Source organism: Syntrophorhabdaceae bacterium (genome assembly GCA_036504895.1).
Taxonomy (GTDB): Bacteria; Desulfobacterota; Syntrophorhabdia; order Syntrophorhabdales; family Syntrophorhabdaceae; genus PNOM01.
In genome coordinates, this window is the sequence record DASXUJ010000065.1 from 63,039 (window position 1) to 86,272 (window position 23,234).

General features: G+C 54.7%; 23 protein-coding genes. 11 read left to right on the forward strand and 12 right to left on the reverse strand.

Annotated elements, in window-relative coordinates:
- Positions 1–127: 127 nt before the first annotated feature.
- From VGJ94_09105 to VGJ94_09115, 3 genes are read left to right on the forward strand one after another with little or no spacing between them, the layout of a single operon-like run.
- Entirely contained in the window at positions 128–904 is a 777-nt protein-coding gene (locus tag VGJ94_09105; protein ID HEY3276764.1) for an inositol monophosphatase family protein, read from the forward strand.
- Positions 901–1,350 (forward strand): DUF2507 domain-containing protein, encoded by a 450-nt coding sequence (locus tag VGJ94_09110; protein HEY3276765.1) that lies wholly within the window; start codon positions 901–903, stop codon positions 1,348–1,350. Before VGJ94_09105 ends, VGJ94_09110 begins: the two co-directional genes overlap by 4 nt.
- On the forward strand, positions 1,350–2,228 hold the full coding sequence (locus VGJ94_09115; GenBank protein ID HEY3276766.1) for an ATP-binding protein: 879 nt from the start codon (positions 1,350–1,352) through the stop codon (positions 2,226–2,228). Before VGJ94_09110 ends, VGJ94_09115 begins: the two co-directional genes overlap by 1 nt.
- Positions 2,229–2,243: 15 nt before the next feature.
- Here the strand turns inward: VGJ94_09115 and VGJ94_09120 are convergent, their stop codons facing one another.
- Positions 2,244–3,425, reverse strand: a complete 1,182-nt coding sequence (locus VGJ94_09120) for an MFS transporter (protein HEY3276767.1) — start codon at positions 3,423–3,425, stop codon at positions 2,244–2,246.
- A gap of 216 nt (positions 3,426–3,641) precedes the next feature.
- On the opposite strand from VGJ94_09120, the gene hgcA reads away from it, so the two are divergent.
- The 4 genes from hgcA to VGJ94_09140 all read left to right on the forward strand — a co-directional run bounded on the left by hgcA (position 3,642) and on the right by VGJ94_09140 (position 8,410).
- Positions 3,642–4,688: a mercury methylation corrinoid protein HgcA gene (hgcA, locus tag VGJ94_09125; GenBank protein ID HEY3276768.1), complete on the forward strand. Its 1,047-nt coding sequence runs from the start codon at positions 3,642–3,644 to the stop codon at positions 4,686–4,688.
- A gap of 7 nt (positions 4,689–4,695) precedes the next feature.
- On the forward strand, positions 4,696–5,010 hold the full coding sequence (gene hgcB / locus VGJ94_09130) for a mercury methylation ferredoxin HgcB (protein HEY3276769.1): 315 nt from the start codon (positions 4,696–4,698) through the stop codon (positions 5,008–5,010).
- A 259-nt stretch (positions 5,011–5,269) separates the two neighbouring features.
- On the forward strand, positions 5,270–6,856 hold the full coding sequence (locus tag VGJ94_09135) for a DEAD/DEAH box helicase (GenBank protein ID HEY3276770.1): 1,587 nt from the start codon (positions 5,270–5,272) through the stop codon (positions 6,854–6,856).
- 33 nt (positions 6,857–6,889) lie between these two features.
- Entirely contained in the window at positions 6,890–8,410 is a 1,521-nt protein-coding gene (locus tag VGJ94_09140) for a phosphotransferase (protein HEY3276771.1), read from the forward strand.
- On the opposite strand, the gene VGJ94_09145 is transcribed toward VGJ94_09140, so the two are convergent.
- The 8 genes from VGJ94_09145 to VGJ94_09180 all read right to left on the reverse strand — a co-directional run bounded on the left by VGJ94_09145 (position 8,393) and on the right by VGJ94_09180 (position 15,533).
- Positions 8,393–9,106 carry a DUF72 domain-containing protein gene (locus tag VGJ94_09145; GenBank protein HEY3276772.1) on the reverse strand — a complete coding sequence of 238 codons (714 nt, stop codon included), beginning with the start codon at positions 9,104–9,106 and terminating at the stop codon, positions 8,393–8,395. The genes VGJ94_09140 and VGJ94_09145 overlap by 18 nt on opposite strands.
- On the reverse strand, positions 9,103–10,776 hold the full coding sequence (gene ligD / locus VGJ94_09150) for a non-homologous end-joining DNA ligase (protein ID HEY3276773.1): 1,674 nt from the start codon (positions 10,774–10,776) through the stop codon (positions 9,103–9,105). Before ligD (VGJ94_09150) ends, VGJ94_09145 begins: the two co-directional genes overlap by 4 nt.
- On the reverse strand, positions 10,769–11,674 hold the full coding sequence (gene ligD / locus VGJ94_09155) for a non-homologous end-joining DNA ligase (protein ID HEY3276774.1): 906 nt from the start codon (positions 11,672–11,674) through the stop codon (positions 10,769–10,771). Before ligD (VGJ94_09155) ends, ligD (VGJ94_09150) begins: the two co-directional genes overlap by 8 nt.
- A complete protein-coding gene (locus VGJ94_09160; protein ID HEY3276775.1) occupies positions 11,671–12,525 on the reverse strand; it encodes a Ku protein in 855 nt (284 codons plus the stop codon). Before VGJ94_09160 ends, ligD (VGJ94_09155) begins: the two co-directional genes overlap by 4 nt.
- A gap of 1 nt (position 12,526) precedes the next feature.
- Complete coding sequence (locus VGJ94_09165) at positions 12,527–13,297, reverse strand: Ku protein (protein ID HEY3276776.1); 771 nt, start codon at positions 13,295–13,297, stop codon at positions 12,527–12,529.
- Positions 13,298–13,357: 60 nt separating this feature from the next.
- Entirely contained in the window at positions 13,358–13,891 is a 534-nt protein-coding gene (locus tag VGJ94_09170) for a DUF1579 domain-containing protein (protein HEY3276777.1), read from the reverse strand.
- A 167-nt stretch (positions 13,892–14,058) separates the two neighbouring features.
- Positions 14,059–15,144, reverse strand: coding sequence for a DegT/DnrJ/EryC1/StrS family aminotransferase (locus VGJ94_09175; protein HEY3276778.1), 1,086 nt, complete (start codon positions 15,142–15,144; stop codon positions 14,059–14,061).
- On the reverse strand, positions 15,141–15,533 hold the full coding sequence (locus VGJ94_09180; GenBank protein ID HEY3276779.1) for an FdtA/QdtA family cupin domain-containing protein: 393 nt from the start codon (positions 15,531–15,533) through the stop codon (positions 15,141–15,143). Before VGJ94_09180 ends, VGJ94_09175 begins: the two co-directional genes overlap by 4 nt.
- A gap of 224 nt (positions 15,534–15,757) precedes the next feature.
- Here VGJ94_09180 and VGJ94_09185 point away from each other — a divergent pair, with 224 nt between their 5' ends.
- Positions 15,758–16,048 (forward strand): antibiotic biosynthesis monooxygenase, encoded by a 291-nt coding sequence (locus VGJ94_09185; GenBank protein ID HEY3276780.1) that lies wholly within the window; start codon positions 15,758–15,760, stop codon positions 16,046–16,048.
- Between the two features lie 18 nt (positions 16,049–16,066).
- On the opposite strand, the gene VGJ94_09190 is transcribed toward VGJ94_09185, so the two are convergent.
- Both VGJ94_09190 and VGJ94_09195 read right to left on the reverse strand, forming a co-directional pair.
- On the reverse strand, positions 16,067–16,510 hold the full coding sequence (locus tag VGJ94_09190; GenBank protein ID HEY3276781.1) for a hypothetical protein: 444 nt from the start codon (positions 16,508–16,510) through the stop codon (positions 16,067–16,069).
- A 46-nt stretch (positions 16,511–16,556) separates the two neighbouring features.
- Positions 16,557–17,231, reverse strand: a complete 675-nt coding sequence (locus tag VGJ94_09195) for a DUF6064 family protein (protein HEY3276782.1) — start codon at positions 17,229–17,231, stop codon at positions 16,557–16,559.
- A 219-nt stretch (positions 17,232–17,450) separates the two neighbouring features.
- Between VGJ94_09195 and VGJ94_09200 the strand changes: the two genes are divergently transcribed.
- From VGJ94_09200 to VGJ94_09210, 3 genes are all read left to right on the forward strand, one after another.
- Positions 17,451–19,013 (forward strand): sigma 54-interacting transcriptional regulator, encoded by a 1,563-nt coding sequence (locus VGJ94_09200; protein HEY3276783.1) that lies wholly within the window; start codon positions 17,451–17,453, stop codon positions 19,011–19,013.
- Between the two features lie 89 nt (positions 19,014–19,102).
- Positions 19,103–21,535 (forward strand): GNAT family N-acetyltransferase, encoded by a 2,433-nt coding sequence (locus tag VGJ94_09205; GenBank protein HEY3276784.1) that lies wholly within the window; start codon positions 19,103–19,105, stop codon positions 21,533–21,535.
- Positions 21,536–21,900: 365 nt separating this feature from the next.
- Positions 21,901–22,320 (forward strand): response regulator, encoded by a 420-nt coding sequence (locus tag VGJ94_09210; GenBank protein ID HEY3276785.1) that lies wholly within the window; start codon positions 21,901–21,903, stop codon positions 22,318–22,320.
- Positions 22,321–22,423: 103 nt separating this feature from the next.
- On the opposite strand, the gene VGJ94_09215 is transcribed toward VGJ94_09210, so the two are convergent.
- Positions 22,424–23,041 (reverse strand): flavodoxin family protein, encoded by a 618-nt coding sequence (locus VGJ94_09215; protein HEY3276786.1) that lies wholly within the window; start codon positions 23,039–23,041, stop codon positions 22,424–22,426.
- Positions 23,042–23,234: the final 193 nt, after the last annotated feature.

Below are 23,234 nucleotides of genomic sequence, written 5' to 3' on the forward strand. Positions count from 1 at the left end.
GTACGGGCTCTCTTTCCCGGGGTATATCCCGGGTCCATTTGAATACCACATGAACACGCGACCGCGTACCGCCACACACCCCACATAGCCCTTGCAAACCACACCCGTTCTTATTAGAATAGTCCCTATGGACAAATTACTCGAATTTGCGATCGATCTGGCCTATGAATCAGGGAACATTCAGCGGGATTTCTACGGGAAGCGGTTTGAGATACGCCATAAGGGAGAGATCAATCTGGTCACAGAGGTGGACATAGCCTGCCAGGAGCGGATCATCGCCCTCATCAGTGAAAAATTTCCTGATGACGAGGTGATCGCCGAGGAGAAGGCGAATAGTTTTGACGGCAAAAAGAACCGCTGGATCGTCGATCCCCTCGACGGCACCACCAACTATGCTCACGGCTACCCCTTCTTCTGCACTTCCATAGGCTATGAAGTGGATGGGGAGATTATCGTGGGTGTGGTATATAACCCCGTATTTCGCGAGCTTTTCTATGCCCGGAAGGGTCAGGGCGCCTTTTTCAACGGCGACCCCATTCACGTCTCGGCCATCGCCGACCTCAGGCAATCTCTCGTCTGCACCGGTTTCCCTTATGATATGGCCGTGAAGGGCAGGAACAATATCGACCATTTCACCAATTTTCTCTTTGCATCCCAGGCGGTGCGCAGAGACGGCTCCGCCGCCCTTAACCTCGGCTATATCGCCGCGGGCAGGTTCGACGGCTATTGGGAGCTCAAGCTCCACCCCTGGGATGTTGCCGCCGGCGTCCTTATCGTCCGGGAAGCAGGGGGCGTGGTAACCGATTTCAAAGGCGTCGACTATTCCATCTACTCTGATGAGATCCTTGTAACCAACGGACTCATCCACGAACAGATGAAAGACGTGCTTAAGGGGCTTCCATGAAAGAGTACGGGCTCGAAGAGATCAGCCGCGTCGTGAGACCGGAACTTGGCCAGGATATCCCGCTACTCCTCTACCGGGCGCTCAGGATCACGGGGATGAGGCACATCCTGGGCGAGTCATCGGGCACGACCCTGTACATGATGGGAAAGCAGATAGGCGCCATGTTCGAGGCGGCCGACGTCGAGGAGTTCAAAAATCAGGTAATCACCCTCAAAGTGGGGATCCCTGAGCTTGAAGTGGTGGATGAAGACCACGTGGTGGTCAAGCTCCGCGAGTGCATTACCTGCGCGGGCTTCACGTACACGGGCGAGATGTTTTGCGACATGGAGAGCGGCATCATCGCGGGCCTTCTCGAAAAGGTCTATAAGAGAAAGGCAAAATCGACCCAGACGAAAAGCTGGTCGTCGGGCTACAATTATTGCGAGTTCGAGGTGCTCCTCTACTGATGTCGGAAGAGACCGATTCCCTGCTCCGGAGGCAGAAAGAACTTGAAATAGAGCTTGAGGAGACGAAAAGCCTCTCCCAATCGCGAAACAAAATCCTCGAAACAAATATCGGCGAGCTAAACGACGTCTACCTCGCCCTCAACGAAAAGATAAAAGCCATCAGGCGCAGGGACGCGCGGATCAAGGGTTTCGAGGCGGAATATACCCGGGCGAACAAGCTTTCCACCCTCGGCGAGATGGCCTTCTCCATCGCCCATGAAATAAAAAATCCTCTCATCGCCATACAGGGTTTTGCAAAAAGGATCGGCCGCGCAGCCGATCAGGACCGGATTCAGGAATATGCGAAGCTGATTGACAACGAAGCGGGCAGGCTCACCGAGATATTGATGAAGCTCCTCGAATTCGCGCGGATGGAAGAGCCGAAAAAGGAGACGGTTACCATCGATGCGGTGGTAGACGACACGGTGCTCTTTATGGAGCATCACCTGACCCGGTTTAAACAGGTGACCCTTTCCGTAGAGAAGACGGAAAGGCTTCCCTTGGTCTCCATCGAAAAAATTCATATCCAGCAGGCCCTTGTCAATCTCCTTATGAATGCCGCCCAGGCCATGCCCGAAGGCGGCCCCATTTCGATTCGGACATGGAAAAATGACGGGGAGGTGTGCATCAGTGTATCGGACGAGGGCCCCGGCATACCGCCTGAAAACCTGGAGAGGATTTTCGAGCCCTTCTTCACCACCAAGAAGAAAGGAGAAGGAACAGGCCTGGGTCTCTCCCTCACCAAGAGACTGGTGGAGGCGAATGGGGGCAGGATCAATGTAGAAAACAAACCCGGCAAAGGATGCACCTTTACGGTCTTTGTTCCCGCCATCCCATAGAGCTTCAATTCCCGATCAATTATCGCTCGCGCCCGACCCTATTTTATGAACGTGGTAATGGGGAATGGCCTTGATGAAAAAGATCGCTGCCGCAATGAGAATCAAGGACGAGCTGTAGATATAAATATCCGCCAGTTTCATCTTATCCGACATGAATCCCACGAGGAGTGCTCCCGCGCCTATGCCGAGATCATAGGAGACGAAGTAGGTAGAATTGGCCGCACCCCGCTCGGCCTGTCCCACGAGATTGTTTACCTTGGCCTGCCCTGTGGGCATGAGGGTCCCGAACCCGAAGCCCGCGACCATTCCCGCCAGGAGGAATTGTACCTGGCTCCCTGCCAGGCCCAGCCAAATCATACCGGCGGCGATGAGGGTGAGACCGATCGTCACCAGGAGCAGCACATACCCCTTGTCGAAGAGCTTTCCCAGAAAGAAGCGGGAGAGCATGATGGAGAGCGCAAAATAGAGGAAGAATGAAGTGATGTTGGTAAATCCCTTTTCCAGGGCATAGATGCTCACAAAGACGATGAGAGCGCCGTAGACGACCATGACGAAGAACATTGCCAAAGAGACGGGCATGGCTTTCGTGTGAAAAAGGCCGGCAAAAGAAAATTTTTTTCTCACGGCTTTTTTATAGCGGATCCTCACGCCGAGGGCGCATAGGAAGGAAAAGAGGGAAATGGCCAGGATAGAAAGGAACATGACGGTCGATCCGTGGCCGGTAAGGAGCTTGAGGCCGACCAGGGGGCCGATCATCATGGCAAGGGATATGGTCAGGCCGAAGATGCCGATTCCCTCCCCTCTTCTTCCGGCAGGAAGAAGGTCTGCAACGATCGTCGCCGCCGAGGAGGTGAAGACCCCGAAGGCCGCACCGTGGGCAAGGCGGAGCAGAAGCATCCCCGCCACGGTCGTGGCAAACAAATATGAGCCGAAGATAAGGGTCATGAAGAAGAGGGATATGAGCAATATGGCCAACCGGTGGTAATTGTCCATAAAATAACCGGAGAAGGGCCGGATGATTATGGCCGATATGGAGAAGGCCGCCACCGCAAGCCCCACGTCTCCCTGACTGAAATGGAGGCTCTTCGTGAGGTAGACGGGTAGCGTGGGAAGGAGCGCGTAAAAGGCGGACGCCAGGGCCAGGTTCGTAAGAAGCATAGCGCCGAATTCTTTGGACCATAATTTCGCCTTGTTCATACCCCCCCTTTGGCCGGAAGCGCAGGTTACTCCATCGCAGGCTCACATTCTACCACCCCGTCAATCAAATTCAAAGAACATCCGGCTGGATAACCGGGTCATGTGGTGCTATAATTACATGATAGGCCATTCATGGATAATACCGAAATAAATACGGGCGACCTCATCACCCTCCAGGCGCCTGCTCCCTGCTGAGGGGGCTCTCCCGCGGCTCAGGTGAGCCCTCCGCGCGTCGATCAATCCTTTGTGCACGGGGTCATCGAGACACCGGCCGGCCCTGTACCCCGGGTTTATTCCTTCCTCACGAGAGATGACAGGCTCGGCACGATCAAAGTCCGTCTCGGAATCGGGAGAATGAGCTATACGGTCGATCCCGGCCTTTACGCGCTGCGTGATCCGTTGCCTGACGATCCCGTCTTCGTGACCGCAAATTATAAATTGAGCTTCGATAAGCTGAGAGAAGCCCTTTCGGGGCGCAACGGCTGGATTCTGGTCCTCGATACCAAAGGCATAAATGTCTGGTGCGCCGCAGGCAAGGGCACCTTCGGGACCGAGGAGCTTCTCCTCAGGATATCGGCATGCCGTCTCGGCGAGATCGTCAATCACCGCACCCTTATCCTCCCCCAGCTTTCCGCGCCGGGTGTGGCAGCCTTCGAGGTGAAAAGACGTTCCGGCTTCAGCGCGCTCTGGGGACCGGTGGAAGCCGACCATATTCCGGCATTCCTCGATTCAGGCCTTAAAGCGACCCCCGCCATGAGAATTAAGCACTTTCCCATTGCGGAGAGACTCGTCCTGGTGCCTGTCGAGCTCATGGGGGCAATAAAAATAGGAATCCCCATCCTCTTCGCCTTCTTCTTGATCAGCTTTTTTCTCTCGGGCATTTCCCTTCATGCCGCGATTCAAAGTGGTCTCAACGCCCTCCTCGCCCTCTTTCTGGGCACGATGGCAGGCGCGGTCTGCACCCCTTTATTTCTCCCATGGCTCCCGGGGAAGTCCTTCGCCGCAAAGGGGGTTTTACCCGGTATCGCGGGCTCCCTCCTCTTTTTCCTGGTGTGCGGTAATAGTGCCCCCGCGCTCGAAATCTATGCATGGCTCCTCCTGATCCCGGCGATATCGACATACTGGGCCATGAATTTTACCGGCTCTTCCACCTTTACCTCCCTTTCGGGAGTGAGGAAAGAGATGGCCCGGGCCGTACCCCTCCAGGTCGCCTGCGGGATTGTGGGTATAGTCCTATGGTTTTCGTCATTTCTTGCCTATTGAGGATGATATGAAAGATCTCACCTATCTCAGGAATGTGGTAACCCTGGCCCTCACCCCCGACAAATGCAAGGGCTGCGGAACCTGCCTTGTCGTCTGCCCCAGGGCAGTCTTCGCCATGCCGAATGGCAAAGCCGAGATCGCCAACCGTGACGCCTGCATAGAATGCGGTGCATGCGTGAAAAACTGTTCCTTCGGCGCAATCACGGTAAAAGTAGGTGTCGGCTGCGCCGCCGCGGTGATCAATTCCTTCCTCGGAAGAAAAGGCTCCTGCTGCTGCACCCTCCCCGAAGACGACCCCTCATGCGGTCCGGGCTGCTGCTGAATTGCGCAAAGGACAAACATAATGAAGGAAGGGCTCTTTCCTATTTCCCTCAGCTGAAAACATCCATGGCACCTATGCCATCCCCCGCCCCCATTACCCCCTTCTAGCACCCCTATGGCCGATTCCTTTTGCTTTTTACGGCCGATTGTGGTAGTATTTACCCTAAGTTTTATCACTGCCCCGCCAGCGGAAACTTGAAATTGCATCTAAGCTGTCCTATTGTGATCTTAACGGAAAAAGGAGATAAGAATACCCACCTATGGACCCATTGAAATTTGAAGAACTCAATTTATCGAAAGAAATGATGAAAGCCATTGAAAACATGGGCTTTGAGGAAGCTACGCCCATTCAGTCCGAGGCCATTCCCCTCATACTTCAGGGGAAGGACGTGATCGGCCAGGCCCAGACGGGCACCGGCAAGACCGTGGCCTTCGGCATTCCAATCCTGGAAATGATCCAGCCGAAGAACCGGAAGCCCCAGGCCATCATCCTCTGCCCTACCCGGGAGCTTGCCATCCAGGTAGCGGAAGAATTCAAGAAGCTCTCGAAATACAAAAAAGACGTTCAGGTCCTCCCAATTTACGGAGGACAGCCCATTGACCGTCAGATATTCGCCCTCAAGAAAGGCGTCCAGATCATCATCGGCACGCCCGGGCGTACCATAGACCACATCAACCGGGGGAACCTCAAGCTGGACGAGGTAAAGGTGGTAGTCCTCGATGAAGCCGACGAGATGCTCGACATGGGTTTTATCGACGACATCGAAACCATTCTCAAGGAGACTCCCAAGGAGCGGCAGACCCTGCTCTTCTCCGCCACCATGCCGAAACCGATCCTCGACCTCACCAAGAGGTACCAGAGAGATCCCCAGCACGCCAAGGTGGTCCACAAGCAACTGACCGTCCCGAACGTGGAGCAGATATACTTCGAAGTCAGGGAGAGCATGAAGCTCGAAGCCCTCTCCCGTCTCATCGATATGTACGACCTCAAACTCTCTCTCGTCTTCTGCAATACCAAGCGGAAGGTGGACGAGGTGGTGGCGAACCTCCAGGTCCGGGGATACCTCGCCGACGGGCTTCACGGCGATATGACCCAGGCCCAGAGGGACCGTACCATGGGGAAGTTCCGGAGCAACGCCTTCGAGATCCTCGTTGCCACTGACGTTGCCGCGAGAGGAATCGACGTGGAGGACATCGAGGCGGTCTTCAACTACGACCTCCCCCAGAACGAAGAATATTACGTGCACCGCATCGGAAGGACCGCCCGGATGGGAAAAGCGGGCAAGGCCTTCACTTTCGCGGTAGGGAAGGAAGTCTACAAGCTTCGGGAGATCCAGTCTTATGCGAATGTAAAGATAGAGCGCCAGAAGGTGCCTTCCCTTACGGACGTGGAAGAGATAAGGCTCAATGCCTTTCTCGATAAGGTAAAGGAGATGGTCGAACAAGGCGGGCTCGAACATTACACCAACCTCGTGGAACGCCTCGTGGTCCAGGACTTTGCGGCGGTGGACGTCGCGGCCGCCCTGCTCAAGCTGAGTCTCGGAGCGGATGGATCGTCAGGCCATTCGGGAGATGTCGAGGAAATCCCGGAATTTCATACCAAGGAAGAGATGGCGCGGCTCTATGTGAGTATCGGCCGCAATCAGCGGATCGATGTGAAAGACGTGTTGGGCGCTATCGCGGGAGAAACCGGTATACCTGGAAAACGGATAGGCAAAATAGAGGTCTACGACAAGTACACCTTCGTTGACGTGCCGAAAAAATTTGCCGAAGACGTCATTGCCATCATGAACAACAAGCAGATCAAAGGGCTCAAAATCAACGTGGATTTGGCAAACAAGAAATAGTTCACCTCTCAACCTGCGTCAGGATTATTGCGTATGCTGCTTGAGATGCATTGCCATAGTTCGGAATTCTCGACGTGCAGCCATGTGAAGGCCCTTGACCTCATCGCTATGATGGTTCGCAAGGGCCTCCAGGGGCTCGTCATCACGGACCATCACCACCTCTGGAAAGATGAAGACCTGAAAGACCTCGCCCGGGCAGCCGGCGTGCCCGGATATTTCGTCGTCCTCTCGGGGCAGGAGGTCTCTACCGCCGATTTTGGGGACGTGCTTGTCTACGGCGCTGATGAGACAATATCCAAAGGGACGCGTCTGCCCGAGATCAGGTCCCGGTATCCCCGGGCAGCCCTTGTCTTCGCCCATCCCTATCGGAACGGAAGAGCGCCCAACGATCAGGAACTCACCAACCCTGCCTTTAACGGTATCGAAATATTCAGCTCCAATCATTCGGTGGCCGAGAATGCAAGGGGGCTACGGGATTGGCACCGCCTGAAATTTACCGCCCTCGCGGGCACGGACACCCATGCAGGCAGCTACGCAGGGCTCTATCCCACCCTCTTCGACCATCCCGTAGTGACGGCAGAGGAGCTCGCCCGGGAGATCGTCAGCGGACGGTGCAGGCCCCTGGTGAAAGAAATCCCCAAGGAAGGCGCCAATACGCAAGTGGAAGAAATCACCATAGGCACGAAAGGAGAGGACGAGAGCAGGGAGCGGATCATTATCAAGCGACTGCGGGACACGTCGAAATGGCTCCGGGCGGAGCGCTCCTTCTATATCGTCGAGGAGCTGTCGCGTCACGGGTTCAATGAAGGGCCCTATCGCATCGCCAAATTTATCGACGGCGACCATGAAGATAAAGTCCTGATCGAACAAGGGCTCAAGGGAAATTCACTGTTCGAGAAGCTTGTCCAATCGGACACGGAAGAAAGGCGCGATTTTCTCCGTCTTTCCGCGCAATGGCTGGCGAAGCTCCACAACCTGAAGCTCCGGATCACGGCGCCCGGTGAATTCCTGGAAGTCGAGTCCAGGCGCCTCGCGCGGTATGTGGATGGCTTCGCGACGGAGCACCATACCTATACGAGGAGGATCGCGGAGATCACCGAGGCCGTCGGAAAATGGGAGAAAACCCTCTACGCGGACAAGGAGGAATACCTCGTTCAGGGCCACGGAGATTATCACCCAAAAAATATTTACATCGGCCAGGATAAAAAGGGCAGGCGCGAGACGCTTTACGCGGCGGCCATTGATTTCGACAGCTCCTACTGCCTGCCCCCTGCCTTCGACGTGGGCGACTTTGTCGCCCAGTACCGGAACCAGTTTCAGGATTACCCGGAAATCCGTGCTTCGGCTCCCGAGGAGCTCTTTCTCGACGCCTACCTGGCCACCGCGGATGAGCGGCCTCCCGATTTCCTCCTTCAGGTGGAGCTCTTCCGCGCCCGTGCGGGGCTCAGTATCGCCTATTACCTGGTAAAGCTGGGGCTCGGGGATAGTGAAAACCTCTGGCGGCTGCTCGTGGAGACGGAACAAACCCTCGTACAATCAGGGTTTATGGTCTGAACCGAGGAGCTTCCGAAAACGTAGTGCATCCTCCGGCCCTTCCGGCGCCTCCTCATGCTTGAAAAAGACAAATCCCTTTTCCCATCCCGTCGACTGAATACGCTTCGTCCAGGAAGAGAGAACGTGGTCCCCATAGCGCGCACGGCGCAGGCGCAGGTACCCCCATTTTGCGGTGGTGATGATCTCACGAGCGGGATTCTCGTCGGAATCGATGGTGCAGTAACTGCACCCATTTGCCCTGAGTAGGTCGAGGACCCGAGGGTCGGGCGCGGACGGGCTTTTAAAGCCGAAGGCGCATTCCACGCGCTCGGGCAGAAGACGAAGAAAATCCCCGAATACCACGGGGTCGATATGAAAATTCCTGGGGAATTGAAAGAGTACCGGCCCCAGCCTCTGACCCAGGACGGAAAGGGTTTTGAAAAGATAGGCCGTTTCTTCCTCCACCATTCTCAGCCGTTTCAGGTGGGTAATGATCTGAGGCGCCTTAAAGGTGAAGATGAAATCCTCGGGCACCTGCTCCGCCCACGAGAGAAGGACACGCTCAATAGGCATGCGGTAATACGTGTTATTGATCTCGACTGCGTTAAACAGGCCCGAATAAAAGCCGAGCATTTTTCCTGCGGGAATTTCGGGAGGGTAAAATTGTCCCTTCCATGCCTTATATCCATAGCCGCTTGCACCAACGTAGAGCCTCATACCTTCTCTTCCGGTTCATCTTCGGGCGTTATCGGTATTTCCGGCGTCCCTTCCGGCGTCCCTTCCGGCGCCACCGGTATTTCCCGCACCACTTCGCGGGCGGGCTTATCCTCCCGGAGCCGCAGAAATACCGGCTGCCTCATATAGCCTTCATTGGTCCAGCCGTGGAACGTGACTTCCGCCACCAGCTCCGGCTTTACCCATGTGACGGGCATGTTGGTCCTGGGTTTTTCGGAGAGGGGACATGCTTCCTGGACCAGGGGATCGAGTCTTCCCCTCATCTCCCGGAGGGTCTTCGTATCGAACCCTCCTCCCGCATGGCCGATAAAGACGAGTTTATCTCCCTCGTATACCCCGAGGACAAGGGCTCCGAGATTCTTTCTCATCCCCCGCGGCTCGGTAAACCCGGCAATCACCGCATCTTCAGTGAGGCGAGCCTTTACTTTGAGCCATTGTTTACTCCTCCTGCCCTGGATGTACATGCTCCGTGAATCCTTGGCCATCATCCCTTCAATCCCTTTCTCTTTTATGAGGCCGAAGAAGAGCACGCCCTCTTCCTTTACGTGGTCGCTGAACCTTAATCTCGGGTCCGGGGGGAGAATCTTCTTCAGGATCTCCTTCCGCTTGAGCAGGGGCAGGCGGGTCAGGTCACGACCCTCGAAATAAAGGATATCGAATAGATAGTAGATGAGGTGACCCTTCCCCGTTTTCTGAAAGTCCTGGAGCATCTGGAAATCGGGCCGTCCATCCTCGTCTACGGCCACCACCTCCCCGTCGAGAACCGCTTCAAATCTGAGCAGCTTAAGGGAATCGACGACAGGGGAGAACTTCTTGCCCAAAGAGAGCAGGTTCCGGGAATAGAGGGAGACATTCCCTCCTTTAATTTCCGCAATGGCGCGGTATCCGTCCCATTTTATCTCGAAAAGCCAGTCCGGGTTGTTGAAGGGTTCCTTGATCAATGTGGCGAGCATGGGCTTGACGAGATGGGGCATGGGCCCGGCCGGTGCGCCCCTGAGAACGTCCCCTTCCTGTGTCTCCCTTGCGCGAATCTGGCTCACCTTCTTCCGGCGGAACGCCTCCTTCGGCGCCTCTCCCGAAATGTCTTCGAGGCTCCTGTGGGACTCCACGGAGAGATTGAGGCCCAAAATATCCTCCCCCGTTGCAAATCGGTCCTTCTTTTTGATGAGAAGCCACGAATTCCCGTCCTTTCCTGTCTTCACCAGGGCAAACTCTCCACGCACCTTCTCCCCTTCCAGGACGAACTTGAAATCCCCTTTTTTCAGCCCTTCCCGAAGGAGCTTCTCCCCTTCTTCGGGCCCGACGGCCGAGGGGTGGTGATAGGTGCCTTTATCCCAGATGATCACGCTGCCCGCGCCGTAATTTCCTTCGGGTATCAATCCTTCGAAATCCTTATAATCGAAGGGATGGTCTTCCACCATGAGAGCGAGCCTTTTCACCTTCGGGTCGAGGGTCGGCCCCTTCGGTACGGCCCAGCTCTTGAGCACCCCTTCCAGCTCGAGCCTGAGGTCGTAATGGAGTGCCCGCGCCGCATGCTTATGGATGACGAAAATAAGGTGCTCTTTGGGGGGTTGATTGTCGGGCTTCGGCTCCGGGGTCTCGTCGAACTTCCGCTTTTTCTCGTAATCTTTAAGAGATCCCATATCAGACATTGGGGAGTCTCTGGGTCCCGGAGATCATCGCCCGGAAGAGGTCGCCCGTCTTTTCAGCCCTGGCCAACGCCTCGGAATGGGTAATCTCGAGTTTTTCCCTGTTGCCTTTCTCCACCGCCTCTTCGAGCTCTTCCCACGTGAGGGGAAAGGATACGGTCGGTTTTTTCGCCGCCCGTAGTGAATAGATGCAGACCATAGTCTTCGATGCGTCATTCTGCGACCAGTTGATAAAGACTTTCTCCTTTCTATACTCCTTCGCCATCTTCGCGGTGATGAGGTCGGGGTAGTTTCGGGCGAGGATCTCCGCCACGCTTTTCGAGAAAAGCTTTGTATCGTCGAAGGTAGTCTCCGAACGGTCAAGTGGCACATAGACGTGAAGCCCTTTTCTGCCCGAAGTCTTTACCACGTTTTTCAGGCCGAGGCCAATGAGGAGATCCCTGATGATAAATCCGACCTTCGCGCAGTCGATAATATCGGCACCTTCGCCGGGATCGAGGTCAAAGACCACGGAATCGGGCGCCTCGGGGGCATCGGCCCTCGCCAGGGGGACATGGAGCTCGAGGGATGCGAGGTTCTCCACCCAGATGAGGGTATTGAGGTCGTTGGCGAGGCAGACGGTCATCCGCTCGCCTCCCTCGAGGGGGATCTCCCCGGTCGGGACCCAGGAGGGGCGATGGACGGGGCAGCGCTTCTCGAAAAAGGAATCCCCTTCCGCGCCGTCGGGATACCGTTTCAGGGTAAGGGCCCGGTCTTTGAGATGGGGCAGCATGTAAGGAGAGATACGGAAGTAGTAATCGAGGACCTGGGCCTTGGTAAAGCCATAGGAGGGATAGAAGTCTTTGTCCAGGTTGGCGAGAGATAATCTTTTCCCCGCCACGTCGGCAAATGTTTTACTCACCGGTCTCTTTTCACCTTTTTTAAGCTCTCCTCGAGCACGGCCATCAGGTCGGCCGGCCCTGCCTGTTCTTCCCCTTCGACCCCTTGGGGGGCTTCTACGGGCGCTGCCTTCTTCACTTTCTCTTTTATGAGCTCGATGATTTTCTTTCGCCGCTCGTCCGCATATTTAGCCGGGTCAAAAGAGCCGGTCATTTTCCTGATCGCGCCCTTCATCTCTTCCATGACTTCCCTTTCTCCCGGTCCCTCTCCGCCTTTGATCTCCAGCTCGACCGGGGACAGGATATCGTCCTGGTAATGGAGAGTAATCACGGTCAGGGCGGCCCCCGTGCTCTTGAGCGCCACGAGATACTCCCTCTCGCTCAGTATCAGTTTTGCCAGCCCCGCTTTCCGGGTCCGGGCCATCACCTCCACCAGGAGCCTGTAGGCCTTTTCGCCGCCCTTCGTGGGGACGAGGTAATAGGGGCGGTCATAATAGATCGTATCCACCTCCTTCAGGTCCACGAATTCGACGATCTCTATGGTGCGGCTCCGCTCGGGCGACACCGACTCCAATTCCTCATCCGCGACGAGCACATATTTGTCCGGTCCTATCTCATAGCCCCTCACGATCTCGTCCGGGGGGACTTCCCTGTCTTCCTCGGGGCAATACATCTTTCTCTGGAGGGGGGAATATTCCTTTTCGTGGAGCATCCGGAAAGAGACTCGGCCCGAATCGACTGCCTTTGTCAGTTGGACCGGAATTGCCACAAGGCTGAAACTGATCGTGCCGGTCCACATCACATGGGGGGTTATCTCACTGCCGCCTTCAGGCGGCTTCCTTGCCCGGGGAGGGCTCGAGCGGCGGCCTCTCATTTCAGGCGACCTTCTTCAGGCTCGCCTCCAGGGCCTGAAGCAGTTTGTCCGACTCCGTCGGTTTCACCCGCCTCACACGCCTGATGGCGATCTCTTCGCCCCTGACCTTTTTCTCGATCAGCTCCTGCACTTTTTTCAGGTGCTCGTTTTGAAATTTTGCGGGCTCGAAAGGAACGGTCAGCTTCCCGATCAATTCGGCGCCGATCTCCAGCTCTTTCTGAGACACGGCAATATCCGGCAATTCAAGGGCGCCGATTGCCATCACCTCGTCTGCATACCTCAAGGTCTGAAGGCGCAGGACCTTTCCTTCCACCTTGAGTGCCCCGAAATAAGAGCGCTTTCTCATGGCCCAGGTACATACCCCTTCCACGCCCGTTTCCCCCATAGCCCCGGCCAGGGCCTTATACTGCCCGGTACTCGCATCGGGTCCGAGGTAATAGGTGCGGTCGACGAAAATCGGGTCGATCCAGCCGGCCTTCACGAATTCATGGACCTCGATCGCCCGGCTCACCTCGGGGTCGGCGTGTTCCAGCTCTTCAGGGTCCACAATGACATATTTCCCTTCCTCCACCTCGAATCCCTTCACCTGCTCTTCCCTGGGAACAGGAAGTTTTTCATATGCGCAGATCATCTTCTGTGCGAGCCTCACCCGATCCGTCTCATGAAGGAGGTGGAATTGGATTCCCTGCTCCCTGACCGCCGTATGGAGCTTGACCGGCACACTGAATTCCCCGAAATGGATAAAGCCCTTCCAGATCGCTTTTCCCGCCATTACCTCTCCTCTCGCGTCCAAAAAATCCTGCCGGGGTGATGCTTCAGGCAAGGAGATGAATCAGGCCTTCCGGGTAAGGGTCATCTCCATCATCTTCTCTTCCTTGCCGCTTTTTCCGGTGATCGAGGCCTCGTAGAGGACCGTGCGGTCATCCCTGATCCTCATTATGCTGCGCCACCGGGTCGCGCCCTGAACCGGGTCGTCATAACGGCTCTCCTGAATGATGCTCTTTCCGTCCGGACCTTCGGACCCTTCGAAGCAGTAAATGCCGCTGCCCATATTATCGATCCAGACGGAGCCATACCGCCCCGTATAATTATTATATCCGATGATGTTGATGCCGGTAAATTTTTTCCCCATCATATCTCCACCATACACCTGCTCCAAAAAGAGCCCGTCCATGATCATTTTTTGCTCGCACGTGCCGGTGGCCTCCATGGGCGGCTTGCCCGGCTCCATCCAAAAAACGGTCTTCGTAGTCCAACTCCCCTCCAGCGCGGCAAGAAGTTTATGAGGGTCTCCCGGGATGGCAAGCTTCTCATAAATTTCCATCATTTCCTTTACGTCCATCTTCGCTCCCTGTGATTCCGCCATTTTATACCTCCTTATGAAAGGCCGGTACGGAGGACTTTCGGAGGAAAATGACAGAATCCCCTCGCTTTTTGCGCGGCCTCTCCATTGGCTAACATAAGCACTTCGATTATTTTTTGCAAAGGGGACATGCGACGGATCTCCGTTAACCGGAGGGGTGAGGTTCTTGTTTAAAAGCGGTTCATGACCTCGATAACCTTTAATATCTCATCTTCCTGATGGAAAAACGAGATAGGGAGGCTCAAGATGGTTTTATGGATCTCTTCCGAAACAGGGTAAGGCCCATCATCGACAACCCCAATAAGTGCGTCCTGCCTGTGGGGAGGGAGGGGATAATGGATATCCGTCTTCACCCCTTCATTCAAAAGATAATCTCTCAGCCTGTCGCGCTCGGGATGGCGGATCGAATAGATGTGGTAGACATCGAAGAAATCTTCTTTTACCTCGGGCTTTATGAAGTCTTCTTTCAGATAATCGTGGTAGAGCCGGGCAAGATCTCTCTTGTGGCCGTTGATCTCATCCAGCTTTTTTAATTTGATCGAAAGGAATCCGGCCTGGATCTCATCGAGACGGGAATTAAACCCCACGAGCTCGTTTCTATAGCGCATCCCGGACCCGTAGTTTCTCAGCTTCCTGATCTTTTCGGCCAGCTCGTCGTCGCCCGTGGTGATCCCGCCCCCGTCTCCGAGGGCGCCCAAATTCTTGGTGGGATAGAAACTGAAGGCCCCGAAATCTCCAAATGCCCCTGCCTTCTTCGACCTGTACTTTGCGCCATGGGCTTGGGCGCAGTCTTCCACCACCCTGAGACCGTGTGCCGCCGCGGTCTCCATGATGGGTCCCATGTCGCAGACCTTGCCGTAGAGGTGGGTGACGAGGAGCGCACCGGTCCGGGGGGTGATCTTTTCCCCGATTTTCGCGGGGTCGAGGTTATAGCTTTTTATGTCGGGCTCCACGAGGACGGGTTTCAGACCGGCGTGGATTACGGCAAGGATCGTGGCGATATAGGTATTCGAAGGGACGATGACCTCGGTACCCTTTTCGAGGCCCAGGGCCAAAAGCGACAGGATAAGGGCGTCGAGGCCCGAACCCACTCCCACGCAGTGACGGCAGCCCGTGTACGCGGCGAACTCCTTCTCGAATCCCTCCACCTTCTTCCCAAGGACGAACCATCCCCGTTCGAGTGAATCTCTGAAGCTCCCAAGGAGTTCATCAAAGAAGGGCCGGTTGAATTGCCCCAGGTTCTCGTACTCAATCATGGATAGGCTTCCGCGATATACTCGGCGGGATCGTAATACTCCGACGCGAGGACCAGGAGGAAGGCGTCTTTACTCCAGTTATACATGGAATGCCAGTCCTCCGGCGGGACTATGAGCCCCCGGTCGGGCCTGTCAAGGACAAAGTTCTCTTCCGTCTTTCCGTTATTGGCATATATCTCGAGGCTCCCCTTGAGGCAGATCAGGGCATGGACGGTCTTGAAGTGCCGGTGCTCGCCCCTGACCGAATCAGTGGGCACCCCGTATATGTAGTAGATACGCTTTATCTCGAAGGGGATCTCTTTTTCGATCACCGTCAGGTTGCCCCGGTGATCGGGAATTGTTCGGAATTGAATGAAATGTGCCAGATCAGCCTCCTGAATGGAATCTATCTTTTATAACCTTTAGGGCCTGGAATTGTCAACACGGGGAGGGGCGGAAGGGCTTGCCTGATGTGCTCCCGTGCACGCTCCGGGCAGACAAAACTTGGGGCGGAAAAAGGCGGCGAATGCTCCCCCCATCCCCCCTTACTTTGACACGGGGGGTACTACCTCGCCTTGCGAACAATTGGCGGCTGACAGTCTTTGTGATATAGTTTGAAAAAAAGGAGTCGCTCATGTTTATAGCTCTTGTCCGTTTTCCTTCTCTTAAACCCGGAAAGGAGGAAGAATTTCTGGAGTGGTTTTCCTGGTCTAATGATCAGTTGCGTCCTATGAAGGGTTTTGTGGCGCGGAGGCTTCTTAAGCCTGGGGATGGGGGGAATTATGTTTCTATCGTGGAGTATGAAAGCCGGGAGGGGTTTATTGCCATGCAGGCGAGTGCTGCCCATACGGAAGCGGGCAGACGGGTGACACCCCTTCTCGATGGGGGTCCTTCTCCTGAGTTTTATGAAGTGATAGCTGAATAGGATCTCATCCGGCGATACCTATCCGGCGCCTTTTGTCGGCCGCACCGGTATGTCCGCCTCGACGCTTTCCACGTTATCCGAGGCGAGAAGGGCTTTAAGGACCTCCGTATCCACCGTCATCGCCATCAAGGGCGTATACCTGTACTTGTAGGATTGGACGGGCTTCAGCCCCTTTTCCGAAAGCTCCCTCACGAGACGGTCCTGGGCTTCGGCGATTGCAGCGCCTTTTTGTTCCTCTGTCGCGGAGATTTTGCCGTTTCCGAGTGGCACCTTTACGAGTACCTTCACCGTCCCCCTGGCAGCACATTCGTCGAGAAGGCCCTGCTCGCCTCCCTGGCCCCTCACTTTTCCTGCCTCCTTTCCATCTCCGGCCGCGTGAAGGGCCGGCGCCATAAGAGCAAGAACCACCAAGAGGCAGAAAAAGAGGCTCGCCCGGCTCCTTGCTTCGATGTATCCTGCCATTGCGCCACCTCCCTTTCCTTATAGTATGTCATGGGACAGGATAATTTCAACGGGCAACCCCATGGAACAACCGGTGAATATTCTTCACCCTCCGTCCCTGCATCACCAGGATAATGACGCTCGACACGCCGACGACGATGAGCCCTATGTCCTCGGTGATTCCGAGGCTCAGGGCCGCGCCGAACCCTATCACGGACCAGAAAAGGGGAATGACGAGGAGGGGTGAGGCCACGGAGCGGGTAGTGAGAAGGAAGAGGCCGAAGGTAAAGATGGTGGTGGGACAGGGCGCCACGCCGAACATGGGTGAGAAGGGGAAGCCGTGGCCCGCCAGCGCTCCGAGAACCGGATAGATGCCCATTGCATAGGCGATGACCGCAAGCCCGAAGACCTGCCGTGGCCCGATCTTCTTGAGGCCATAGGCCATCTCCCCCTTGATCACTCCGAAATAGGCAAAGAGAATCGCCTGCACCACGAAAAGAATACCGAAGAAAACGGCGGCGCGATTTATCTGGGAAAAATGGAGAAAATGGTAGGCTATGCCGTTCCAGAGCCACAGGAAGGACAGGATTGCGGAAACGATCCGGTCGCTCCCTCTTTTGTGTCTCATGAGAAGCAGGATCGCGGCGGCGCCTATGAAATAAAAGATGATCTGGAGCGGCCAGATCGCGAGGTTGTAACGGGCAAAAAGGGCTAAAAATTGTTCTGCGGTAAAGGGTATCATGGTGGTCCTCCTTCTCTCTGCTATGGGTTCTTTGCACTCCTGTCTCTTTTCTTTGCCATTCCCATGCCACAGAAGATACCACCATATTTTCATATACTTACCGCAATAGGAGAATGGTTCTATTACCATATATGGTGACATTATTAACCACATATGGTAGTACTATCTATAATTCCCATATATGGTACTTAAAAAGACAAAAGGTGAGTGCAATCCGCCATGATTGATGAAAACGATTTTTTTCGCAAGGCCTGTCTTGCCATATTGAGCACCTTGAAGATTGAGAATGCTCTCTTGAAGACCCTGTCGTATCTCGGGACGATGATGCCGGCTGACGAGCTATTCCTCCATATTTATGACTTCGGACTCAAGGCAGTCCGCACGGTCGCGCGGGCGGACTCCTCAGGCGGCACGACCGTGGGCGGGGTAATACCCATGCCCTTCGATCCCTCCCTGGCACTTAAAACCGAACAAACGCCCTACGTCCAGGTGGTGAACCGACCTCAGGAGGACCCCGCCACCAGGCTCATGGGGAGGGCCTTGGGAAAACCGGATTCTTCCGTTCTCGTGATGCGTCTTACCCTCGAGGATCACCGCCCCGGCACAGTTGTCCTGCGTGCCGACGGCCCTGACGCCTTTACGGGGGAGCACGCGCGTCTCTTCGCCCTTCTCAATGAGCCTTTCGGGATGGCCTTGTCGAACAGCCTCCAGCATGATCAGGTCCTCCGGTTGAGCGAGGCCCTGGCCGACGAAAGCCGTTACTTTCAGCGGGAGTTGGCCCGGCGCTCGGGCGAGACCGTGGTGGGCGAGGAGTTCGGCCTTCGCCATACCATGGAAATGGTGCGCCAGGTGGCGCCCCTCGCGAGCCCCGTCCTTTTGCTCGGGGAAACGGGCACGGGTAAGGAGGTGATCGCCAATGCGATCCATAACCTTTCCGGCCGCAGGGGCGGACCCTTTATCAAAGTGAACTGCGGCGCCCTGCCCGAGGGCCTGGTGGACAGCGAGCTCTTCGGCCACGAAAAAGGGGCATTTACCGGCGCGATCAACCGGAAACGGGGGCGCTTCGAGCGGGCCCACGAAGGCACCCTCTTCCTCGACGAGGTGGGGGAGCTTCCCCCCGCGGTACAGGTGCGGCTCTTACGGGTGCTCCAGACAAAGGAATTCGAAAGAGTGGGCGGCGCCTCCCCTATAATGGTGGACGTCCGGATCATCGCGGCAACCAACCGGGACCTCGCGAGCATGGTCGGCAAGGGTTCCTTCAGGGAAGACCTCTGGTACCGGCTCAACGTCTTCCCCATTTTCCTGCCACCTCTCAGAGAAAGAAAGACGGATATCCCGGCCCTCGTCTATTACCTCATGGAGCGGAAGGCCCGGGAGATGGCATTGCCCGGTCTCCCGCAACTGGGCCCCACCTCGATGGACCGGCTCCTCGAATATCATTGGCCGGGAAATGTTCGCGAGCTCGATAATGTGATAGAACGGGCTATTGTGCTCGGCAAAGGGGAACCTCTCCATTTCCCGGACCTCCTGGCCCCTTCAGAAGAGATGCCTGAAAGGGGAAGGGAGGGACCGGATCGCACCTTCCGACGCCTTGAAGAGGTAGAGGCTACCCACATTCGGGATGTCCTTGCGGCAACCATGGGGAAGATACACGGTCCCGGCGGGGCGGCCGAACTCCTCGGCCTCCATCCCAACACTTTGAGGCACAGGATGACAAAGCTGGGCATTGCCTTCGGAAAAAAAATAAGGTCATGTCAACAAAAGATTGGAAGGAACGAATAGGGCGAACATAGGCTTTTCATGAGATCATCCTTGAAATATATTTGAAACTGGGGGACAATGGAGACAAATTCCAGCGACCTGGAGCAGCCGTGGGCGACCTGAAGAAGACGCTTAATCCGGAGACTATTGCCTTCATAGGCGCGGACGACCGGGAAGGCTCCGTCGAAAGATCCGTGCTCGACAACCTGCTCTCCTCGGGCGGGAAGAAACTATTTCCGGTAAATCGGGATAAGAGGAAGGTGCTTCACCTCGATTGCTATCCCTCTATCTCCGATATCACCGAGCACATCGATCTTGCGGTCATTGCCCTACCCGATGAACTGGTTTTAAATGTGGCCGCAGAGTGCGGTAAAGGGGGAGTGGAAGGGGCGGTTATTCTTTCCTCCGGTCCCTGTGCCACTACGGAGGAGAGAATAGATCTTGAAAAGGGACTGCGGGAGATAAGGAAGAATTACGGTCTAAGGATAATCGGACCGGACAGTAGCGGCATCATGTTGCCCAATGACAGGCTGAATGCCACCTTCCTTCCCATTCGCCCCTTACCGGGAAACACGGCTTTTATCTCTCAGGGCGGCACCATGGGAAGCGCGATGTGTTACTGGGGTATAGATAATCATATCGGTCTCAGCATGTTCGCATCCCTTGGCTCTATGGTCGATGTTGATTTTGCCGATCTCATCGATTTTCTCCAGGAAGATTACTTCACCAGAAGTATCATGATTTATCTCGAACAGATAAAAGATGCGAGGAAGTTCCTGAGCGCTTCACGATGTTTTGCGAGAAATAAGCCTATTGTGGTCTTAAAACCCGGGCGATATCCGCAAACCACAAAAATAGGTTCAGGTCCGGAAATCGGAAACGACATGGCCTACGATGCTGCTTTCAAACGGGTGGGCATAGTGAGGGCAAAAGAGACGGAGGATTTTTTCGATACTGCCGCGGTTCTTGTCTCCAAGTCTCTCCCGAAAGGTTCCAGACTGGCCGTTATCACTAATTCGGGTGGCATGGGCATAATAGCGACTGATATCCTTATAGAGCAGAAAGGCCGCCTTGCCGGGTTTTCCGGACAAGGCGTGGAGGCCCTTAAAGACATAAAGACCGATTCCCCGAGGGGGATCGGTCCTGTCGTCTTATCCGCACGGGCGGGAATCGAACATTATTTAGCCGCATTAGCTGTCTGTTTGAAAGAGGACGAAGTCGACGGCGCCCTCATTATTTATACGCCATCCCCTTTTTGTGACCCCTGTGAGCTGGCAAGGCAGATTGCCGGGCCTGCCATGAAGACAGCCAAGCCGCTTATTGCAGTCTGGATGGGACGCCAATATTCACAGGAAGGCATCGAAATCCTCAAAAAAACAGGCATACCGGTCTATGACACCCCGGAAGACGCAGTCAGGGCGTATATGTACATGTATAATTACCACAGAAATATCATGGTGGTGAACGAGACACCCGAAGAACTCCCCGAAAATAAAATGAGACTGACAAATCATTTAAGGGCAATCATACAAAATGCGGGAAAAGAACATAAGGAGGTCCTTACCGGGGAGGAAGGGACCCAATTTATCCGAAACTACGGGTTCCCCCTCCTGGAAAAAGAGACATGGGAAGAGGGAACGGGAGGTTCGGAGCCGGCCATCGATGAATGGGCGGTAAGGTCGATGAGAGATATCGATTTCGGGACCATAATTCTTCTTATATCGATGAATGGCAAGAATAGGTACCGCTCCGGTTTTGCCGTTGGGCTGCCGCCACTCAATCAAGTTCTGGCAAAACGCTTGATGGAGGACGCAGAGTTCCCTTGGGGAAACGAATCCGGTGCGAACCTCATGGAAGAATTTCTCATTAACTTTGCCAATTTCGTTGCAGATTTTCCAGAGATCGCCGAGGTTGAAATTGAAGCGGTGGTGCTGCCCGATTACCGGGTCTACGCAAGAGCGGCAACGATTCAGATCGACGGCAATTATCGAAAGAGCGATAGGCAATACCCACACCTTGCGATCATGCCCTATCCGTCCCGGTATATCATGCCCTGGAAAATCCGTGACGGAAGAGAAGTATTGTTGCGACCGATCAAGGCCGAAGATGAACCCCTGATAAAGGAAATGATGTCCGCCCTGTCCGAAGAAACGCTTCGTGTGAGGTTTTTCGGCGCTATGGAGATCAATCACAAGATGCTGATGCATTTTTGCAACATAGATTATGATAGAGAGATCGCCATTGCCGTTGAACTGAAAGAGCGCGATCGCAAAAAAATCATCGGCGGCGGACGGCTCATTGTCGAACCCGACACGGAATACGGGCAGTTTGCCCTTCTCGTCTCCGACGATTTCCAAAGACAAGGCCTTGGGGAAAAACTCCTCGACCTCACCATTGGAATTGCATTGGACAAAGGTCTTCCCGAGATTTACGGAATCGTGCTCTCGGAGAATACTAAAATGTTGGGCCTCAGCAGAAAAATGGGGTTTAAATCGACCCGGTTGCCCGACGGAATCACCAGGGTCGCCCTGAAACTCAACTAACCCCTTCGCGATAAACTGCAGCAAAAAACGCGATATGTCCTATTGAACACGGTCCCTGTCGCCTTAAGAATCCCACTGGATATTCGATAAAGAACAGGTGCGGCCGACTGAACTGCCGCGGAACCGGAGAGTCTCGCCATTCCCCTACAGTGCGGACTCATCAGCAATCAGACACACGAAAGCTGAAGGCGAGGGGAAATAAGACACTATGGTTTGGCAGATCAAATCCGTGGACAAGAAACCTCTTGATTTCATGCTCGGCGCTAGTCGTTTTTTTGGAATCAAATTTGCATTAAGACATACGAAATTTACGAGGAAAGGAAACTATGAGGGTAAACATATATGGATGTCCCCCGGAAAAAAGAATGGATCGATCCGAAGAACACGCAGGAGTCTTTTCTTCGACAGCAGGAAAGAAGCGCATATTGGTGGTGGATGATGAGGACCTTCTGGTCGAATTGAACAGACAGAGATTGAACAGACTCGGTTATGAAGTGGTCGCGACCACGAGCAGTAAAGAAGCCCTGGAGATCTTCCGGGAAGAACCGGATACGTTCGATCTGGTAGTTACCGATTTTACAATGCCTCACATGACGGGAATGGATCTCGCAATGGAGTTGCTGAGACTCAGAGGCAATATCCCGATCATTATCTGCACAGGATACAGCGAAGACATCTCACCAACGAAGGCCAAGGAGGCGGGGATTCAAGCCTTTCTCATGAAACCTCTCGAAAACCGCGAAATGGCCGAGGCAGTTCGTCACATATTGGACGAGAGGTCATAATTGTGACAGCCGAGACGCGGTCGATAGTCGAAAGGCAGTCGATAGTCGTTAGTCTCTAGTCGATAGTGAAAGACTATAAAGAGACGGTCTACGACGGTTGGCTCTATCGTCCCTCAGCTGTTATGGCTTTGGGGTAACTATCCATTCGGGGGGCCATAGCCGCGCCTAGCCAGGCGATGGTTTTGCCCAGGTCCATCATGTTCCGCAAGCCCTCTTCGTCGTCCTTTACCTCGCCTTTTTCCAGGCCGAATCCGAGATTCCAGTATGTCGAGCCGGGTACGATCACCCCGGACATGAGGAACATATGGTTGATCGTATCGAAGGCGTGGGTGCCGCCGCCCCGCCGTACCGCGACTACTGCCGCCCCTATTTTGCCACGGAGGAGTCCGTCATTGGCTATGCTCACCAATCCCGCACGGTCGAGAAGGCCCTTCATTTCGGCGCTCACGTCGGTAAAATACGTCGGTGTTCCAAGGATTACCGCCTGGGCGCCACGGATCTTTTCGAAGCACTCGTTAAAGACATCGTTATCTACGCTGCACCGGCCGTCTTTGGTGGTGAAACACCGGTAACATGCCGTGCAACCCCTGATCTTCTTTCCCCCAAGCTGAACGAACTCCGTCTCCCACCCCGCTTCCGTGAGCGGCTTCAGCACCTTTCTTAGAAGGACCTCGGTGTTTCCTCCCTTACGGGGACTTCCATTTATGGCTACAGCCTTCATATTTCTCTCCTCCTGTATTTACAATAAAAATTAGTATAACCCGAATTACCGGATCAAGGTAGTCTCTAGTCTTTAGTCTTTAGTCTTTAGTCTTTAGTCTTTAGTCTTTAGTCTTTAGTCTTTAGTCTTTAGTCTTTAGTCTTTAGTCTTTAGTCTTTAGTCTTTAGTCTTTAGTCTTTAGTCTTTAGTCTTT

Coding starts and splice junctions, on each gene's coding strand:
- VGJ94_09190 (HEY3276781.1), bottom strand. CDS start 16,510: ATGGCAGGATACATCGAAGCAAGGAGCCGGGCGAGCCTCTTTTTCTGC.
- VGJ94_09215 (HEY3276786.1), bottom strand. CDS start 23,041: ATGAAGGCTGTAGCCATAAATGGAAGTCCCCGTAAGGGAGGAAACACC.
- VGJ94_09120 (HEY3276767.1), bottom strand. CDS start 3,425: ATGAACAAGGCGAAATTATGGTCCAAAGAATTCGGCGCTATGCTTCTT.
- VGJ94_09210 (HEY3276785.1), top strand. CDS start 21,901: ATGGATCGATCCGAAGAACACGCAGGAGTCTTTTCTTCGACAGCAGGA.
- VGJ94_09105 (HEY3276764.1), top strand. CDS start 128: ATGGACAAATTACTCGAATTTGCGATCGATCTGGCCTATGAATCAGGG.
- VGJ94_09170 (HEY3276777.1), bottom strand. CDS start 13,891: ATGGCGGAATCACAGGGAGCGAAGATGGACGTAAAGGAAATGATGGAA.
- VGJ94_09165 (HEY3276776.1), bottom strand. CDS start 13,297: ATGGCGGGAAAAGCGATCTGGAAGGGCTTTATCCATTTCGGGGAATTC.
- VGJ94_09115 (HEY3276766.1), top strand. CDS start 1,350: ATGTCGGAAGAGACCGATTCCCTGCTCCGGAGGCAGAAAGAACTTGAA.
- hgcB (HEY3276769.1), top strand. CDS start 4,696: ATGAAAGATCTCACCTATCTCAGGAATGTGGTAACCCTGGCCCTCACC.
- VGJ94_09135 (HEY3276770.1), top strand. CDS start 5,270: ATGGACCCATTGAAATTTGAAGAACTCAATTTATCGAAAGAAATGATG.
- VGJ94_09140 (HEY3276771.1), top strand. CDS start 6,890: ATGCTGCTTGAGATGCATTGCCATAGTTCGGAATTCTCGACGTGCAGC.
- VGJ94_09160 (HEY3276775.1), bottom strand. CDS start 12,525: ATGAGAGGCCGCCGCTCGAGCCCTCCCCGGGCAAGGAAGCCGCCTGAA.
- VGJ94_09110 (HEY3276765.1), top strand. CDS start 901: ATGAAAGAGTACGGGCTCGAAGAGATCAGCCGCGTCGTGAGACCGGAA.
- ligD (HEY3276773.1), bottom strand. CDS start 10,776: ATGTCTGATATGGGATCTCTTAAAGATTACGAGAAAAAGCGGAAGTTC.
- VGJ94_09175 (HEY3276778.1), bottom strand. CDS start 15,144: ATGATTGAGTACGAGAACCTGGGGCAATTCAACCGGCCCTTCTTTGAT.
- VGJ94_09195 (HEY3276782.1), bottom strand. CDS start 17,231: ATGATACCCTTTACCGCAGAACAATTTTTAGCCCTTTTTGCCCGTTAC.
- VGJ94_09185 (HEY3276780.1), top strand. CDS start 15,758: ATGTTTATAGCTCTTGTCCGTTTTCCTTCTCTTAAACCCGGAAAGGAG.
- VGJ94_09200 (HEY3276783.1), top strand. CDS start 17,451: ATGATTGATGAAAACGATTTTTTTCGCAAGGCCTGTCTTGCCATATTG.
- VGJ94_09145 (HEY3276772.1), bottom strand. CDS start 9,106: ATGAGGCTCTACGTTGGTGCAAGCGGCTATGGATATAAGGCATGGAAG.